This is a genomic window from Pseudomonas sp. R2-60-08W, from assembly GCF_003852335.1.
Lineage (GTDB): Bacteria > Pseudomonadota > Gammaproteobacteria > Pseudomonadales > Pseudomonadaceae > Aquipseudomonas.
The window spans coordinates 159,027-175,653 of record NZ_CP027731.1 but is presented as its reverse complement, the minus strand read 5'-3'; the positions used below and the strand labels follow the sequence as shown (position 1 = coordinate 175,653).

Sequence of the window (16,627 nt, the reverse complement as noted above, 5' to 3'; positions counted from 1 at the left end):
CGCCGGACCGATTGGCGTCCTCCCCCCTGTCTAGCCATCACAAGGATGAACGATCCATGGAAGTTTTCATCGGCACCATCCAACCCTTTGCATTTGATTTCGCCCCCAGAGACTGGGCCCTGTGCGCCGGGCAAACCCTTGCCGTCAACCAGTACCAGGCGCTGTACGCCCTGCTCGGTGTCGTTTACGGCGGAAATGGCAGCGTCAGCTTCATGCTGCCTAACCTGCAAGGTCGAATGCCCATTGGTCAAGGCAGCGGCGCGGGGTTGTCGGCGCGCGTCATTGGCGAAATCTCCGGCACGGAATCCGTCACCGCCACCCTGCTCAACCTGCCTGCCCACACCCACGCCATGACACCACTCACCGCCACCACCTCGGTGCAACTGGCGAACACCTCCAGCAACCCGCTGACAGTACCCAGCGCTACCAACGCGTTTATCGGCGCTTCCGGCGGTGGGCCGGGCAGCGCTGCAATCTATTCAGACCAGCAGGGCGCCACGCCGGTCCCTCTGCAGGGCGTGAGCACCGCCGTGGCCGGAGGCACGATCAGTGTCGCCGGCCAGGGCCAGGCCTTGGCCACCATGAACCCTTACCTTGCGATCAATTTCAGCATTGCCTTGAACGGGCTTTTTCCGTCGCGCGATTAACCCCTGGCCGGGGCTCGCAGGCCCCGGCATCTCTGAAATGGAGCCTCACATGTTGAACCTGGTCACCCCGGAACACTTTCGACCGTTGCTTGATGGCACCTCCGTGCTTTACCTGCCCGACGGTTCGGCGCTGCCGATCCAGGTCCAAAGCCTCACCGAAACCCCCAAAGCCACCTTGCCAGGCAGCCCGCGCGGGGCCTTCAGGGTGCTGCTCGAAAGCCTTGTACCCACGGATTTCGTCGACGGCTTATGCCGTTTACCGCTGGCGGACGCCTGCCTCGAACAGGTGTTTGTGTCTCGCGAGCCCGCCATGGGCCGCGACAGCGAGCGGGGTTATTTCTGCATTGTGTTCAACTGAGACGGGTACCACACCAACCGCTGCGCGGCGGGCGTCTGTTCTTCCACCCGAAACCCCAGCGCCAGGTAATGCCGGCACGCATGGGGGTTGCTCGCCCACACCACCGTGCTCACCGGGCACGCCACCTGCGTGGCCGCCTGCTGCACCCCTTGCAAAACCGCGCGGCCAAAACCCTGGCCACGCGCGGTGGGAATGAATGCCAGGTACAACACCCGGATTTCATGTGGCCCGAAGTCGGCACTCAAGGCGCCGATGGGCGTGTCCAACTTTTCGATGACATAGTGCAGCGCACCGGGGAAATGCTCGTCCAGGCCTTTTTCCTGGACCTGGAATTGCTGGGCGATCACCTCCTCGACCAGCGCCTGCTCGCCATCAATCCACTGCAGATCCGCACGTGCCGAGCGGTAAAGGCGCTGCAAAAACGGCCCGTCGGTACTGCGTGAGGGACGCATCACCAGGCCCTGCGCCAGGGCACCTTGCTTGTTCGACATTGCGTTCAACTCCTAGAACCCGCTTTCCCGTACACCCAACGCCGCCGCCCGTCGCCAGGCCACGCCCAGCACCGACTCACTGCGCCCCTGCAGCACCACCACGCCGCGCAACGGCTGACGGGGCGTTGCAATCGCTTGCAGACTTTTCAAGCGTGCGCCGTATTGCGCCTGCACCGGCTCCGGGCGCTGGTTTTCATCGCGGCGCACGGCAATCGGCCCGTGGTGGTCTGAGGTCAGCGCCTCCTGGTCCAGGTAGGCCACACCGTTGGCGTCGATATCGGTCAATTCCACCGGGATGGCCGCGTGCATCGGGTCATCGGCGATAAACCGTCCGGTTGCCCCCGGCGCCACCCGCCACAGCTCGGCCTCGGCGATGTAACCGCGCAGGCGGGCGCCTTCTTCCACCACCCGCGCCAGCGAATCCTTGGGCGACAGCCAGCGCCCCACGCTCAATTGCGGCAGCACATCGCGCACCGTGCCGGCGTGAGGCGCGCGCAGCAGCAGGCGTTCGCGCTGGGCGGCCAGGCCACGGTATTCGGCGAGGGCCTGGGATAGGCGCTGATCATTGATGCCAGCGTCCACTGCCGTTTCACTGCGCCCGGCCTGGCGGCGCATCTGCAACTGCAAAATCTCCACTTCGCGGCGCACGATGCTTTGCCGGGCGTCCAGGTCCGGTGATTCCAGCTCGATCAGCACCTGGCCCTGGGTCACCTCTTGCCCGTCCCCCACCCGCAAGTGCTTGACCCGCGCCGCCACCGGCGCATGCAGCGCACTGGCGCGCCCGGCTTCGAGCATGGTCGGCAGCTCCACCGCGCTGCGCCAGGGCACTACCAGCGCGAGCACCACCAGCACCAGGCCCAGGCTGCTGAGCATGACCCGCGGCGCATGGGCCTGGCTGCGTCGGCTCCACCATTGGCGCCACTCCTTGAAGATCGGCAGGCCGATAAACCACACCAGTTCCACCCCCATCAGGACGATCCCCAGCAGCTTGAAAAACAGGTGATACACCGCCAAGGCGATCCCTAAAAACAGCGCCGCGCGCCACAGCCACGCCAGGTAGCCCCACCACAACAGCCGGCGTTGCAGGTTGGGCGACCACGGCTCCGGTGCCGGTTCGCCATAACCGAACAGCAGCTCGCGCAAGCGCCAGCGACACAGCGCAAAGGCGCGACCTTGCAGGTTATCCACCTCCCACCAATCGCTGATCAGAAAGTAACCATCGAAGCGCATGAATGGGTTGAGGTTGATCGCCAGGGTGGTCAGCCAGGTGGCGCTTGCCAGCATGAACGCTGCCGTGCGCGCCGGGCCGTCCGGCAGCAGCGACCAGGCCAGCAGGGCGATGCACGCCAGCAACAACTCGGCCATGACCCCACCGGCCCCGATCATCAAGCGCGCACGACGATCATTAACCCGCCAGGCGTCGCTTACGTCGGTGTAGAACATCGGCAGCAGCACCATGAACGCTACGCCCATGCTCTGCACCCTGCACCCGGCGCGCTTGGCCATAAAGGCATGGCCGAATTCATGGCACAGCTTGGCAAAGAACAGCGCCACGCCAAACGCCAGGGCGCCGCCCAGGCTGAACAGATGCGGAAACGTCGCCACAAAGCGCTGCCAGTCGCGCGCGACCAGAAACACCCCAAGCGCCAAAATGATCGGCAAGCCGTAGCGCAACAACCCAGGGCCAAAGCGCGCCAGCAGCGGCCAGGCACGGTTGAGAAACGCATCCGGTCGCCACAGCGGAATCCGGAAAAACAGGTATTGATGCAGCAGCACCTGCCACAGGCTTTGTTTACGCGCGGCAGATTTGTAGAGGTAACTGGCGCGCTGCTGCGGGTCGAGGGCGGCGATCAGGTCGTGGGCGCGCAGAAAACCCAGCAGCTCATCCACTTCACTGCCGCCCAACGCCAGGCCCGGCTCGCGGTTGGCGGCCTGCAGGACTTTTTCCGGGTCACCCAAAGACCAGTGGCGCAGCAAGCGAATGGCGGTGGCGCCCAGTTTGAAATAGCGCCCGCGCACCGGGTCGGCCAGGGTCCAGCGCGGCGAACCGTCCAGGGCCGCGCCGGCGCTGGACAGTTGCAGGTCTTCACGCAGTTTGGGCAAGTCCATCAGAGGCCCACGCTTTGACGCAGGCCTGCCAGCGGCCGCCGCAACAGGTACAGCGCCAGCGGCGCGCGCTCGCCAAACAGCTTGGCCGTGCCGCGCAGGCCGATACGCGGCGGTGCTTCGTCGAATTGCGCATCCAGGCGATAGGCCAGTTGGCCACCCGGTGTGGGCTGCGCCTCATAGGCTGCCCGTTGCAAGGTCGCCAGGTGGCGATGCAAAGGGTCGCTGTCGAGGAACAGCGCTACCTGGGCGTTCGGTTCCAGGGCGATCGCATCGCCTACCGCCAGCTCAATGCGCAACTCGGCCTGGTCGGGGTCGGCAATCTGCAACAGGCGCTCGCCGGTTTGCACGGGCTTGCCGGTCCAGCGCTCGGCGTCGGCGAAGACGGCGATACCGTCGCGCTCGGCGCGCACTTCGCTGCGCTTGAGCAGTTCGCGGGCGTAATCGCGTTCGGCGCGTTTTTGCTCGACCCGGGCCGCCAGCAGGTCGATACGCGAATTCGATTCGGCATCGGCAAAAGCTCGCTGCGCGCTGGCCTTCAACTCGGCCTCGGCCACGCCCAGGGCACGCGCCGACACGTCAGCCTGGGCCGTGAGGGTGGTGCTTTCGAAACGCAGCAACAGGTCACCGGTTTTTACCGCCTGGTTGGGCTTGACCAAAAACTGTGCAATCACCCCATCCAGCGGCGCCGCCACCACCTGCCCGGCCAGCGGCACCACTTCGGCGGGCGCCAGCACGGATTGGCGCACCGGAATCAGCAGCAACAGCAGCAAGGCGACCACCACCATCAGCCGGCGCTTGCGAGTCAGGCGCAACCGCCACGGCCGCTGCGGCTGCAGTGCATGCCAGGCATGGCTGCAGGTGTCGCCCAATTGCGCCAGCAACACTTGCTCGGCCGGATTCCACGGGGTATCTCGCGCCAGCCACAGGCCACCGAACACTCGGCCCTGGGGGTCGATCAACGGCAACCAGAACACCTGGCCGGCAGACAGGCTTTGCCAGTCCGCCCGCACCGCCTCGCTCAACTGCTCCGCCGGCACTACGCGTGCGGTCTGGGCCAGCGCCTGCTTGTGCAACTGCGCCACCGCCTGCTCGACAAAGGCCACGAACGGCGCATTCGGGTCGACGTTACTCACGGCTGTCACCGCCTGCACCTTGCCGGCGATCAACAGTGCGGCATGCCGATAGCCGAACAGCGGCTGGCTGTCATTGACCAGGCTGTAGGCCAGTTGCTCGGTGGTGCGCGCGGCACGGGTCTGGCGTTCCAGGTCCAGAAACTGCGCAAACACCCGCTCGCTGCTGCCCGGCATCGGGGCGTTCATTGCAATTGCGCAAAGTGTGCGGTGCCACTCATGCCTGCCATCAACCCGGCGGCGTTGGGTAAAGTGGCGACCAGCAGCAGCGTCTGGCTGCCCTCGTCAATGCGCGCGCCGAGTCGTTTGACCGTGGCGCTGAACGCCTGGCCGGTTTCATCGGGGGTAAAAGTGAAGGTCTGGCCGGGCTTGAGCTTGTCCATCCAGCGTGACGGCACCAGCAGGTGGATTTCCAGGCTGCGGTTGTCGACGATTTCCAGCAGCGGCGCCCCGGCCGACACGCTTTCATAGCGTTGCACCTTGCGTTGCACCACCTGGCCGTCATACGGCGCCAGCACGCTGCAACGCTTGACCTGCACCTGATAGACCTGGGACTGGGCCTGGGTTTCGCTGAGTTTGGCTTCGGCGCGGGCCACTTCAAAGCGCCCGACTGAATTGAGCGCCGCCAGCTGTTTGTTGTGGGCCAGCTCTTCACCGGCGCCACGGCTGGAAGCCTGGGCGGCATTCAATTGCGCCTGGTAGGCCGAGCAATCGAAACGTGCCAGGGTGTCGCCCTTCTTGAACGACTCGCCCTCACTGAACGGCAGTTCGACGATGCGCCCCGACAACTCGCTGGCCAGCATCGCCTGGTCGCGGGCCCGTAACACGCCGCGCGCCTCATCAGTGCCGGCCGCAGCCGCCGGCGGGTGATCCAGCAAGGGGTCGTCCGCCATGGCGACAGGCGCCACGCCGATCACGCAGGCAACACTCAACAGCCATAGCCGCAATAGCTTCATACGATCCTCCCTGATGAAGAACGCAGTCTATGTCAGCAAGGTTAAAACGCCACTACCCTCAATCGGACAAATCCGTGATTTGTGTGAGCGTTCACCGAAGCTGGTGTCGGATCACGCTATGATTGCCGTCCTCCAAGGACCCAGGATCAAGGACACGTCATGCGCATCGGTTTTTTGTCACCTCTGGCACTGGCCCTGCTGGCCGGTATTCCCCTGACGGCCCAGGCCAGTTCCGACGACTCGTGCTACCCCGACTGGCGGGTGTCGCGTGACAGTCTCGAACCCTGCAGCAACCAACCCTTTCTCAGCCCAGGCAACGATAGCCGAGTAAACCTGCGCCTGTTGCTGGCCGACAAAAAGGCCGCACCCCTGGCTCCGAATGCCCTGAGCGAAGACGACCTGGCCCAGGGTTTCGGCCCGGTGCCGTTTCCGGTGTATCGCTTGGTGCCGGTTCCGGCCGCAGAGGACGAACCCGATAACCAAGCGGACGATTCGCGCACCGCCGAGCTCGACACCCTGCTCGCGCCGCTGGGCATCAAGCGTGAGGAGTACAAGACCGCAGGCGAAGCGTTTCTCGATGGCGAAGGCAGCCGCTGCCGCAGCAACGCTGATGACAGCGCCACCGCGTTTATCAGCCAGGTGATCAAGGCCGATATGCCGCCCGCCGAGCGCGACCTGCTGGTGAAAGCACGTTTGCAGCTGCTGACCACCTGTGACTGGGACGGCCAGGTGGTGGATGCGCAACTGACCCCTTCGGCCAGCGCCCAACTGTTTCGCACTTATCTGCAGGCCGCCGCTGACTTCTACAGCGGCCGCTTCGGTAACGCCGAGCGCGGTTTCGCCGCCGCCGCGACCAGCGAGGTGCCCTGGCTGAAGGAAACTGCGCTGTATATGGCCGCGCGCACCTCGCTGAACCAAGCCCAGGCCGAAGCCTTCGACGAATACGGTGTGCCCCAGCGCGAGCATGTGGACAAGGCCGCGTTGAGCGACGCCGAAGAAGGCTTTCTCGGCTACCTGAAAACCTACCCGCAGGGCGCTTACGTCGCGTCCGCCCGTGGCCTGCTGCGCCGGGTGCACTGGCTGGCGAATGACGAGACCAAGCTCGCCGCAGATTTCACCTGGCAATTCACCGAAGCCAGCGACGCCCAGCGCAATGTGAGCGTAGACGCGTTGGTGGAAGAAGCCGACCTCAAACTGCTGATGGCCAGCAACCAGGCGGCCAACAGCCCGATGCTGCAACTGGTCAGCGACCTGATGGCTATGCGTGCCCATACCCCGCCGCTGTTGAGTCGCGAAGCCCTCGACAAGCAAAAGAGCACCTTCGCCAACGAGCCGGCCTTGTTCGACTACCTGCAAGCGGCGTATGCCCTGTACGTCGAGCACCAACCCGACACGGCCCTGAAGCACCTGCCGACGGACCTGCCGCCAAACCTGGATTACTTCGCCTTCAGCCAGCAGACCCTGCGCGCCCTGGCCCTGGAAGCCAAGCAAGACTGGAAAGGCGCCGAAGCGCTGTGGCTGCAACTGCTGCCGCTGGCCAAGCAACCGCTGCAACGCGACCAATTGGAGCTGGCACTGGCGATGAATTACGAGCGCAGCGGCCAACTGGCCAAGGTGTTCGCCGCCGACTCGCCGATCAGTGCCAGGCAGGTGCGCTACATCCTGCTGCGCAACGTGGCCGGTCCCGACCTGTTGCGCCAGCAGGTCGCCAAGGCCAACGACCCGACTGAACGCCAGACCGCCCAATTCGTGCTGCTCTACAAAGACCTGCTGCACCGCCAGTTCGCGACCTTCGCCGACGACCTCAAGCAGGCCTCGCTGTCTGACGACAAACTCGGCACCAGCCTGGGTTACACCTACAGCGGCGGGCAAAGCCTGAAGCTGTTCCAGTGGAACGGTGACAAGGCCGAATCCGGCTATGCCTGCCCGAGCGTCGCGCAAACCGCCGCGACCTTGCAAAGCGACGCAAAAAACCCGCAAGCCCTCAACTGCCTGGGGGAATTTATCCTGCGCAATGGCCTGGACGGCATGCCGCTGGAGCAAGCCCGCGCCACCGGCAGCCTTGGCAGCACCGCCTCGGAGTTCAAAGGTGAAACCTTCTCGCGCCTGGACGGCTACCAGCAGGTGATCGCCAATGCCAAGGCGCCCAAAACCGACCGGGCCTACGCACTGTTTCGCGCGATCAATTGCTACGCGCCGGCCGGCTACAACAGCTGCGGCGGCGAAGACGTGGCGCCGGGCGTGCGCAAAGGCTGGTTCCGCCAGCTCAAGAGCGGTTTCGCCGACACCCAGTGGGGCAAATCGCTGCAGTACTACTGGTGAAAATGCTGTGGCTGGGCCTGCTGTTGCTGGCAGGCCCGGCCTTCGGTGCTGTTGACGCCCGTGACTACGACGCCTTCTGGCTGTGGAGCGGCGTCGCGCCCCAGCCGGTGCTCAAGCAGGCCAAGACCCTCTACATCCTGCAGGGCCAGATCAACTCCACCCGCCGCGCGCCGCAACGCGGTGTGCAACTGATCGCCCAGGGCATGAACGTGCCGCGCATTACCCAGGGCGACATCTGGGTGGTCTACCGCGCCCATACTCTGCGATGGCCGGAACAGGTCTACACCCAACTGCTTGGCCAGGTGCAACGCTGGCGCGAGGCGGGCAACCCGGTGGTCGGCATCCAGATCGACTTCGACGCCCGTACCCAGTACCTGCACGAATACGCGGCCTTTCTGCGCGACCTGCGCCACCGCCTGCCGGCCGACCTGCGCTTGAGCATCACCGGCCTGATGGACTGGAGCAGCAACGCCGACCCCGCCGCCATCGCCCAGCTCAAGGGCGTGGTGGATGAAGTGGTGGTACAGACCTATCAAGGGCGGCACAGCATCCCCGACTACGCCGCGTATTTGCCCCGGATGAATCGGCTCGGCGTGCCGTTCAAGGTCGGCCTGATTCAGGGCGGGGAATGGCAAGCGCCGGGGTATTTACAGGGGAGTGAGTGGTTTCGGGGGTATGTGGTGTTTTTGCAGAACCGGTGAGTCCGCCGACAGGGAAAAATCCGCATCGAGCTGGAGTTTGTGCAGACTGGCTTAAATAGAGTCGATGATATAAGTTACTCTTACCGCGTTAAAGGGTGATATATCATGCAAACTACGGGCAAGCCAAACCCTCACAAAGGGTACATCTCAGAGCGAAGCGATGAGCTGATGAAAGGTATTGGAAACGGTATCGAAATAGCCCGTATTCGTCGTCGGCTGAAGATTTCCACCATATGCAGCCGCGCGGGCATAACCCGGCAAACGTATCAACGACTGAGACACGGAGAAGCCGGCGTATCCCTCGGTGTACTGATGAATGTGCTCAGCGCAATGGACCTGGAGGAAGGGATGGCGAGCATCGCATCGCCAGACCTTGACCAGGTCGGGATTACCCTGAGCCTCGCCCGTGAGCCTGACCGAATTCGCACAGAAGGAGACCCCCATGTCCTGGAAGCCGATTGGTAATGCATTCGTTTTTTCGGCTCACTCAATCGGTGATCCGGTCCCCGTCGGTGAAGTGGCGATGCACGGGGGCGGATTCGTTTTTCGCTACGCGAACAGCTGGCTCGCACGTTCCAACGCATTCGCGATTGACCCGCTGAATTTGCCACTGACCCCCAACCAGTATTCCTCCACACGCATGTTTGGGGTGCTTGACGACGCCACTCCGGACAATTGGGGCCGGCGTGTTCTGCTGGCCACCCACAAACAGCATCCACAAAACGACATCGAATGGCTGCTTGCCTCGCGGGGTGCCGGGGTCGGTTGCCTGCTTTTCAGTGCTTCGCGCCATCTGTTACCTACCCTGCACCAGCCGCCACAATTTGAAGATCTCGAAAAAATCATGGTTGGCCTCGATCAAGTCGAGAAAGGCGATGTGGACCTCCCTGCGGAAATCGCACGGCTATTCGAGTTCGGAAGCTCTATGGGCGGCGCCAGACCCAAGGTCACCGTGACTTTTGAAGGTAAGGAATGGATTGCCAAGTTCGGCCGCAGCGACGATGTTTTCGATCAGCCCCGTGCTGAATTTGCCAGCCTGCAAATGGCGAACGCGGCGGGTCTACCGGCAGCGGGGCACAAGTTGGTCGAGGTAGCAGGCAGGCCGGTGTTAATGGTCGAGCGTTTTGACCGGCATGAAGGAACGGGGCGCGAGCACTATGTCAGCTGCAACTCTTTGGTAAGCGCCGAGAAGCCGAGAATGCGCGTTGGCGCGGTTGATAGTGACGTTTCCTATTCCAGAATCGCCGACGTTTTGAAGAAAGTCAGCGACGATGCAACGCTCGACATGCGTGAACTTTATCGACGCATGGCATTCAATGTGCTCATCGGAAATAGCGACGACCACCTGAAACAAACCGGACTACTTTTGACCAGCTCGTCGGGCTACTCCCTTGCGCCAGTATTCGACGTGCTGCCCCACCCAACGCAGCTAGGCTTGCAGGCGCTCATCATCGGGAATGAGGGAAGGGTATCGTCTGTCAGCAATTTGCTGAGTACGCCCGAGCGCTTTGGGTTGGGGATGGATGAAGCAAGATCTATCGTCACTGACGTATATGCCGTCGTGCGAGAAGCCTCCGGTTTTTTTGAGGCGGCAGGCTGTAGCAGTGCCGATGCCAGCATGCTTTCCACGGTATGCACCCGGTTTGAAACGCAGCTGATCGCATGACCCGGGTGCACAACCGAAGACGACGCCACGTCCGTCCTATTGCGCATCTGAACGTGCCAGCGGATACACCGACTCCCACCCTCCTCCCAGCGCCTTGTACAACCCGACCATCGCCAACGACACACTCGTAGAACTTTCCACCCACTGTTCCTGAGTCGCCAACAGAGCGCTTTGCACGGTGAGCACATTGACGAAATCCGCCACGCCTTCGACGTACTGGTGTTGCGCGGTGGTCAGGGCGATCTGGTTCTGGCGCACGGCTTCGGCGAGGCTGTCGCGGCGCAGTTGGCTGGCGTTGTAGCGGGTCAACTGGTCGTCGATTTCATGCCAGGCGCGCAGCACGGTTTGCTGGTAGGCCAGCGCCGCTTCCTGTTGCTGGGCTTCGCGCAGGTTCACCATGCCTTGCAGGCGCCCGGCGTTGAACAGCGGCAGGCTGAACTGCGGGCCGAAGGCAAAGGCGCGCGAGCCCCAGGAGCCGAGATCCGAGAGCTGCATGGCCTGGGAGCCAAGGCTGCCGGACAAGGTGATGCGCGGGTAGAAATCACCCTTGGCCACACCGATGCTGGCGGTGGCAGTGTGCAGGCGGGCTTCGGCCTGGCGGATGTCCGGGCGGCGCTCGGCCAGTTCCGAAGGCAGGCCGATAGCGACCTGGCGCTGGGTCTGCGGCACGGCGGCGTCCTTGGACAGCTGCGCGTGCAGGGCTTGCGGAGGCTCGCCCATCAGCAGGCTCAGGGCGTTGATCAACTGGTCCTGGCGCTGCTGCAAATCCGGCAGGCGCGCTTCGATGGCGGCGACTTGGGCGGCGGCTTCGGCCACGTCCAGGTCGGTTGCCACGCCATCGGCCAGGCGCAGTTGCGAAAGCTTGAGGCTGTGGCGGGCGACGTCGAGGTTCTGCTCGGTGACGGCGCGGGTGTTTTGTACGCCGCGCAGTTGGATGTAGTCCTGGGCGGTCTCGGCCAGCACCGACAGCAACACGGCGCGGCGGTCGTTTTCCGCGACTTCCAGGGTGGCGTCGGCGGCTTCGGTCTCGCGCTTGACCCGGCCCCAGAAGTCCACTTCCCAAGCGGCGGAAAAGCCCATGTCCCACTGGTTGAACGCCGAGCGGCCGTTTTCGCCGGAGGGGTCGTTCAAGCCTCTGCCACTGTTGCGCTTGCGCTGGTAAGCGCCGCCCGCGTCGACGTTGGGGTAACGCTCGGCGGTGGTTACCTGGCGCACGGCGCGACTTTGTTGCAGGCGGCTGCTGGCCAGTTTCAGATCGAGGTTATCCCTGAGGGCGCGGCGTGTGAGGGCCGACAGTTGCTCGTCGTGGAATACGTCCCACCAGCGCTCTTGCAACGGGTCGCTGGTGGCGCGACTGGCCGCCTGACGCCCCTGGGGCTCAGTCCATGGGGCCACAGACGGACCCTGCGGCCGCTGGAAATCCGGGCCGACGGTGCAAGCGCTCAAACTGATCAGGCTCAGGGTGAGCCAGGCGAGATGTCTCATTGCTGGGCCACCTCATGTTGTTGCGCGGCGGCGCGGGTGTCGACGCTGGCTTCCACCGACATCCCTACGCGCAAGCGTTCGGTCAGCGGTTGGTTTGGCTCAAGCACAATCTTCACCGGAATACGCTGCACCACCTTGGTGAAGTTACCGGTGGCGTTGTCCGGCTTGACCGAGGCAAAGGTCACCCCCGTGGCGGGCGCCAGGCTTTGCAGGTGGCCGTTGAGCAACTCGCCATCGAGGCTGTCGACCCGCACCTGCACAGCTTGGCCGGCCTGCATGTGAGACAGCTGGGTCTCCTGGAAATTGGCCACGACATAGGCTTGGGCCAGCGGCACCACGGCGAGGATCTTGCTGCCCGGCGTGACATAAGCGCCCACCCGTACCGCACGCTCACCGACCATGCCGTCCACCGGCGCGACGATGCGGGTGTAGGACAGCTGATAACTGGCCATTTCCAGCGCGGCCTGTGCGCGCTTGAGACCGCCTTCGGCAGCGTCACGCTGCGCGGTGAGAATTTCCACTTGCTTGCGTTCGGCTGCCAGCACCGCCGTGGATTTGGCCAGGCGCGCGGTGGCCTGGTCGATGCGGGTCTTGGCTTGCTGGGCGTTCTGCACGGTGCCCGCGCCGACGCCGGCGAGGTGGTTGTAGCGGTTCAGTTCGTGTTCGGCAAACGCCACTTCGGCGCGATCGGCCGCTACGGTGGCCTGGGCCTGGGCGATTACCGAGCTTTGGCGTTCAAGGGTCGCGGTGGCGTTTTTCAGTTGGGCCTGGGCGACCAGGGTGTCGGCGTCGGCGGCCTGGGCGGCGGCGCGAAAATCACGGTCGTCGATCAGCGCCAACAGTTGGCCGGCCTTGACGCGCTGGTTGTCTTCCACCAGCACCTCCTTGATGAACCCGGCAACACGCGGTGCAACCAGGGTGAAATCGGCGGCGACGAAGGCGTCGTTGGTGGTCTGGCGCTGGCTGCCCAGGATGCCCGGCGCAACCAGGTAGACCAGCACGCCCACGGCAAATACGGCGATGACGGAGACGGCAATTTTGTCTTTGCGTTTCATGAAAAATCCTTGGGGTCAGGTCGGTGCACGAGGCGGGAAAATCCGCGTGGGCATCCAGAAAATCAGCAGGATCAACGCCACCGCGACACCGGCCATGACGACATACAGATCCGAAGAGGTGAGCACCACAGTCTGCTCGTGCAGGCGGTGCGCCAGGCCCGACGCGTCGTCGTCAGCCAGGGGCGAGTTGCCCAGGCGGTCCACCAGCATGGTCGAGTGGAAATGCCCGCGCTGGGTGGTCAGCGTATCCAGCACCGCCGTGGCGATCACGGCGGACAGACCCTTGACGGTGTTGAACCACGCCGACGCGAACGGCCCTTCGATGGGCTGAATACTGCCGGTGGACAGCATCAGCAAGGGCAGAACGGCCATCGGTTGACCGAAAATCTGCAGCAGGTACCAGCCATAAAAATCATCGCGAATCCACGCCGAGGTCAGGTGCGAACTGCCGATGCAGCACAACGCCAACATGCCCAGCCCCATGCCCAGCACCCAGCGGCAATCGACCCAGCGCAGATTGCACAGCGCCGCCACCAGCGGCAGCGCGATCAACTGCGGCAGCGCCATCAGCAGCATCACCGGTGCGGTTTGCAGCGGCCGGTAACCCTGGACCTGGGCGAGAAAACTCGAGGGGATGATGATCACCGAGGTCAGCACCATCAACACACCGGCCAGTACGATCAAGGCGAACGACAGGTTGCGCAGGCCGAGCATCTGCAGCTTGAAGAATGGCAGCGGCTGCGACCATTCGTTGAGCATGAACAGCACCAGCAGCAGCGCGCCGCCACTGAGCAAAAAGGTGATCAGGCCCGACTCGAACCAGTCCAGGCGATTGCCTTGCAACAGGCCGATCACCAGCATGCAGATCGCCGGAAAACCCAACAGCAGACCACGCCAGTTGAACTGTTTGAAGCGTTCCAGGCGCAGCGGATCCTGCGGCAAGCCGTAGGCCACGGCGGCCATCGCCAACAGGCACGGCCCGACGATCTGCCAGAACGCCCATTGCCAGCCGACGTATTCGGTCCACAGCGCCGCCAATGGCGTGCCCAGGCTCGGGCCGAAAGTGGCAGTCAGTGCATAGCCGGCCAACCCGTACAATTTGACGTTGGCGGGCAGGAAACGCAGCGCCACGGTCATCAGCATCGGCGGCAACGCGCCACCGGCCAGGCCTTGCACGGTGCGCAGCAGCAACAGGCTTTCGTAGTTCGGTGCAAACGGGCACAGGATGCCGAGCAGCGTAAACACGCCAATGGCACCCAGGGTGAAACGGCGCAGGGAGAGCGTCACCGCGCACCACGGCGCGAATGCCATGGCTGCGACGGAAGTGGCGGTGTACGCCGCGACCAGCCAGGTGCCTTCGTCAAAGCCGATGTATAGCGCACCCCGGATATCGGCGAGGGCGACCTTGGTCACCATTTCGTTGAGGCCTGACACCAGCACCGCCAGCAACACGCCGACCAGGCCGATGATGATGCGCGGGCCGAACACCGGTGGGCTGGGCGCAGTGGGTTTGGCTGCGGCCTCGAAGGCGGGGGCAGCGAGGGAAGTCATGGACAGGTAACTCGGAATGGGAATACCCGAGTAGTTTAATCAGGCAAATGCATGACAAAAAGTGACTTGTTGGCAGGTTATAAGTGCGTCATACGCAATCCACCCTGGTGTTGCAGGGGGCTTTTAATGTGGGAGGGGCTTGCTCCCGATTGCGGGGTGACAGTCACCTGATGTGAAACTGAAACACCGCTATCGGGGGCAAGCCCCCTCCCACATTTGACTGTGTGTGGCTTCAGAATCAGCTGGGCTGGGCTTCCAGCCAGGTGGCGTGGCAGCTCTCGCGCATGGTCTCGCGCAGCCATTTGTGCGCCGGGTCTTTGTCGAAGCGCGGGTGCCAGGATTGCGCCAATACCAGGGTCGGCAGCGAAATCGGCAAGGCGAACGAGCGCAGCGGCAGCTTCAGGCGCCGAGCGCTCAGGAGGGCTTCCTTGGGCACCGGCAGCAGCAGGTCGGAGTCGGGCAACATGAACATCGCGCCGTGAAAGCCGGGGGCGATCATTGCGACGTGGCGCTCCAGGCCCTGGGCATTCAAGGCGGTATCGATGGGCCCACGGGCGATGCCGCGTCGCGAGATGCTGATGTGGGAATAGCTGGCAAACCGAGCGGCGGTGATCTCTTCGTCGAACAGCGGGTGATCTTCCCGGGCCAGGCCGACAAACGTGGTCGAGAACAGGTTCTGCACCTTCACTTCGGGACCAGCCGGCATGGTATTGCTCACCCGCAGGTCCAACCGCCCTTCGCGCAGCGCTTCATCGTCGGTGTCGCCTTCGGGCACGAAGCGCAGTTCGCAGAACGGCGCCGCGCGTTGCAGGGTGTCGAACAGCCGACCGCCATACACGCCGATGAAAAAGTCATTGGCGCGCACGCTGAAGCGGCGGCGCAAGGTGCTCAAATCGACCTGGTCCGCCGAGCGAAACAACAACGCCGCCTGCTCCACCACGTTGCGCACCTGGGCTTGCAGCTCTAGCGCCTTGGGCGTCGGCACCAGGCCGCGGCCGGCACGCACCAGGATCGGATCACCCACCGCCTCGCGGATACGCGTGAGGGTACGGCTCATGGCCGCCGGGCTCAGGTTCATCCGTCGCGCGGCGCCCACCACGCTGCCTTCATCGAGCAAGGCGTCGAGGGCGACCAGCAGGTTCATGTCCGGTAGTTGCATGCCAAGCACTCGTGTTCGGTCGGGAGTGAACTGGACGCAATCCTAGCAGGCTTTAGCGGTTCAGAACGGCGCGTCGCCCTGGATGGTGGTGCGGAACAACTTGCGGCGCAGATGGCTCGGGCAGCCGGCCGCCAGGTGGATCAGCGAGCGGTTGTCCCAGAACACCAGGTCGTGAGGCTGCCACTGGTGCCGGTAGATGTTTGCCGGCAGCACGCTGTGGGCGTAGAGCTGGGCCAGCAGGTCGCGGCTTTCGTCCTCTGGCAGGCCGACGATGCGGGTGGTGAAGCCTTCGCTGACGAACAGTGCCTTGCGGCCGTTTTCAGGATGAGTGCGCACGATGGGGTGCTCCACTTCGGCCACTTGGGCGAGCTGTTCAGGGGTCAAGGTGGGACGCCAGTTACCCTCGAATTTGCTCTCGCTGTAACGCGCGGTATAGGAATGCGCGGCGCGGCGCCCTTCGACGGCGTTGCGCAGGTGCTCGGGCAGTTGCTCCCAGGCTTTGTGCATGTCAGCAAACAGCGTGTCGCCGCCTTCGGACGGCAGTTCCTGGGCGTGCAGCATCGAGCCCAGGCTGGGCAGCTCCTTGTACGACAGGTCCGAGTGCCAGAATTTGCCTGCATCGCCCAGGCCAATGGACTGGCCGTTTTCGATAACGTTGGAGACGATCAGGATCTCCGGGTGATTGGCCAGCAGGAACTGTTTGAGCACATGGATTTGCAGCACACCGAAGCGGCGGCTGAAGGCGATCTGTTGTTCGGGGGTGATGCGTTGGTCGCGGAACACGATGACGTGGTGGTCCAGGTGTGCGCGATGAATGCGGGCGAAGTCCTGGTCGTTGACGGGTTGGGATAGATCCAGGCCGATGACTTCGGCGCCGACACTGCCGGGGAATGGGCGGATGTCGAAGGTTTGGTTGATGGTGGACATTGGATTCACTTCCGGCAGACAGGGGAGTGAATTTATAGGTCTAAGAATGGAAGTTTAAATACTGTTAGGG

The 16,627-nt window shown here is 63.7% G+C and carries 15 protein-coding genes; 6 read left to right on the top strand and 9 right to left on the bottom strand.

Annotation, left to right across the window (positions count from 1 at the left end):
• The first annotated feature begins 56 nt into the window (after nucleotides 1–56).
• Together C4J90_RS00740 and C4J90_RS00735 are read left to right on the top strand one after the other, a co-directional pair.
• Nucleotides 57–647 carry a phage tail protein gene (locus tag C4J90_RS00740; RefSeq protein WP_124360699.1) on the top strand — a complete coding sequence of 197 codons (591 nt, stop codon included), beginning with the start codon at nucleotides 57–59 and terminating at the stop codon, nucleotides 645–647.
• Nucleotides 648–696: 49 nt separating this feature from the next.
• Nucleotides 697–1,005 carry a hypothetical protein gene (locus C4J90_RS00735; protein WP_124418975.1) on the top strand — a complete coding sequence of 103 codons (309 nt, stop codon included), beginning with the start codon at nucleotides 697–699 and terminating at the stop codon, nucleotides 1,003–1,005.
• Here C4J90_RS00735 and C4J90_RS00730 read toward each other — a convergent pair.
• From C4J90_RS00730 to C4J90_RS00715, 4 genes are read right to left on the bottom strand one after another with little or no spacing between them, the layout of a single operon-like run.
• Complete coding sequence (locus C4J90_RS00730; RefSeq protein WP_124360697.1) at nucleotides 981–1,496, bottom strand: GNAT family N-acetyltransferase; 516 nt, start codon at nucleotides 1,494–1,496, stop codon at nucleotides 981–983. The genes C4J90_RS00735 and C4J90_RS00730 overlap by 25 nt on opposite strands.
• 12 nt (nucleotides 1,497–1,508) lie before the next feature.
• Complete coding sequence (locus C4J90_RS00725) at nucleotides 1,509–3,605, bottom strand: biotin/lipoyl-binding protein (RefSeq protein WP_124418974.1); 2,097 nt, start codon at nucleotides 3,603–3,605, stop codon at nucleotides 1,509–1,511.
• Entirely contained in the window at nucleotides 3,605–4,924 is a 1,320-nt protein-coding gene (locus C4J90_RS00720; protein ID WP_124360695.1) for an efflux RND transporter periplasmic adaptor subunit, read from the bottom strand. Before C4J90_RS00720 ends, C4J90_RS00725 begins: the two co-directional genes overlap by 1 nt.
• A complete protein-coding gene (locus C4J90_RS00715) occupies nucleotides 4,921–5,691 on the bottom strand; it encodes an efflux RND transporter periplasmic adaptor subunit (protein ID WP_124413474.1) in 771 nt (256 codons plus the stop codon). Before C4J90_RS00715 ends, C4J90_RS00720 begins: the two co-directional genes overlap by 4 nt.
• A 159-nt stretch (nucleotides 5,692–5,850) precedes the next feature.
• On the opposite strand from C4J90_RS00715, the gene C4J90_RS00710 reads away from it, so the two are divergent.
• The 4 genes from C4J90_RS00710 to C4J90_RS00695 all read left to right on the top strand — a co-directional run bounded on the left by C4J90_RS00710 (nucleotide 5,851) and on the right by C4J90_RS00695 (nucleotide 10,380).
• Nucleotides 5,851–8,013: an outer membrane assembly lipoprotein YfiO gene (locus tag C4J90_RS00710; RefSeq protein WP_124418973.1), complete on the top strand. Its 2,163-nt coding sequence runs from the start codon at nucleotides 5,851–5,853 to the stop codon at nucleotides 8,011–8,013.
• Nucleotides 8,010–8,714 carry a DUF3142 domain-containing protein gene (locus tag C4J90_RS00705; protein ID WP_124418972.1) on the top strand — a complete coding sequence of 235 codons (705 nt, stop codon included), beginning with the start codon at nucleotides 8,010–8,012 and terminating at the stop codon, nucleotides 8,712–8,714. Before C4J90_RS00710 ends, C4J90_RS00705 begins: the two co-directional genes overlap by 4 nt.
• 105 nt (nucleotides 8,715–8,819) lie before the next feature.
• The gene (locus C4J90_RS00700; protein ID WP_124360691.1) at nucleotides 8,820–9,179 is read left to right on the top strand and encodes a helix-turn-helix transcriptional regulator; all 360 of its coding nucleotides are present in this window, start codon (nucleotides 8,820–8,822) and stop codon (nucleotides 9,177–9,179) included.
• Complete coding sequence (locus C4J90_RS00695) at nucleotides 9,157–10,380, top strand: type II toxin-antitoxin system HipA family toxin (protein WP_124418971.1); 1,224 nt, start codon at nucleotides 9,157–9,159, stop codon at nucleotides 10,378–10,380. The genes C4J90_RS00700 and C4J90_RS00695 overlap by 23 nt, the downstream gene beginning before the upstream one ends.
• Before the next feature lie 36 nt (nucleotides 10,381–10,416).
• Here C4J90_RS00695 and C4J90_RS00690 read toward each other — a convergent pair whose 3' ends face one another.
• From C4J90_RS00690 to C4J90_RS00670, 5 genes are all read right to left on the bottom strand, one after another.
• Nucleotides 10,417–11,865 carry an efflux transporter outer membrane subunit gene (locus C4J90_RS00690; RefSeq protein WP_124418970.1) on the bottom strand — a complete coding sequence of 483 codons (1,449 nt, stop codon included), beginning with the start codon at nucleotides 11,863–11,865 and terminating at the stop codon, nucleotides 10,417–10,419.
• The gene (locus tag C4J90_RS00685) at nucleotides 11,862–12,920 is read right to left on the bottom strand and encodes an HlyD family secretion protein (protein ID WP_124418969.1); all 1,059 of its coding nucleotides are present in this window, start codon (nucleotides 12,918–12,920) and stop codon (nucleotides 11,862–11,864) included. Before C4J90_RS00685 ends, C4J90_RS00690 begins: the two co-directional genes overlap by 4 nt.
• 15 nt (nucleotides 12,921–12,935) lie before the next feature.
• Nucleotides 12,936–14,471 carry an MFS transporter gene (locus C4J90_RS00680; protein WP_124418968.1) on the bottom strand — a complete coding sequence of 512 codons (1,536 nt, stop codon included), beginning with the start codon at nucleotides 14,469–14,471 and terminating at the stop codon, nucleotides 12,936–12,938.
• Between the two features lie 238 nt (nucleotides 14,472–14,709).
• Nucleotides 14,710–15,630 (bottom strand): LysR family transcriptional regulator, encoded by a 921-nt coding sequence (locus tag C4J90_RS00675; RefSeq protein WP_124413467.1) that lies wholly within the window; start codon nucleotides 15,628–15,630, stop codon nucleotides 14,710–14,712.
• Nucleotides 15,631–15,690: 60 nt separating this feature from the next.
• A complete protein-coding gene (locus C4J90_RS00670; RefSeq protein ID WP_124418967.1) occupies nucleotides 15,691–16,557 on the bottom strand; it encodes a TauD/TfdA family dioxygenase in 867 nt (288 codons plus the stop codon).
• Between the last annotated feature and the right edge of the window lie 70 nt (nucleotides 16,558–16,627).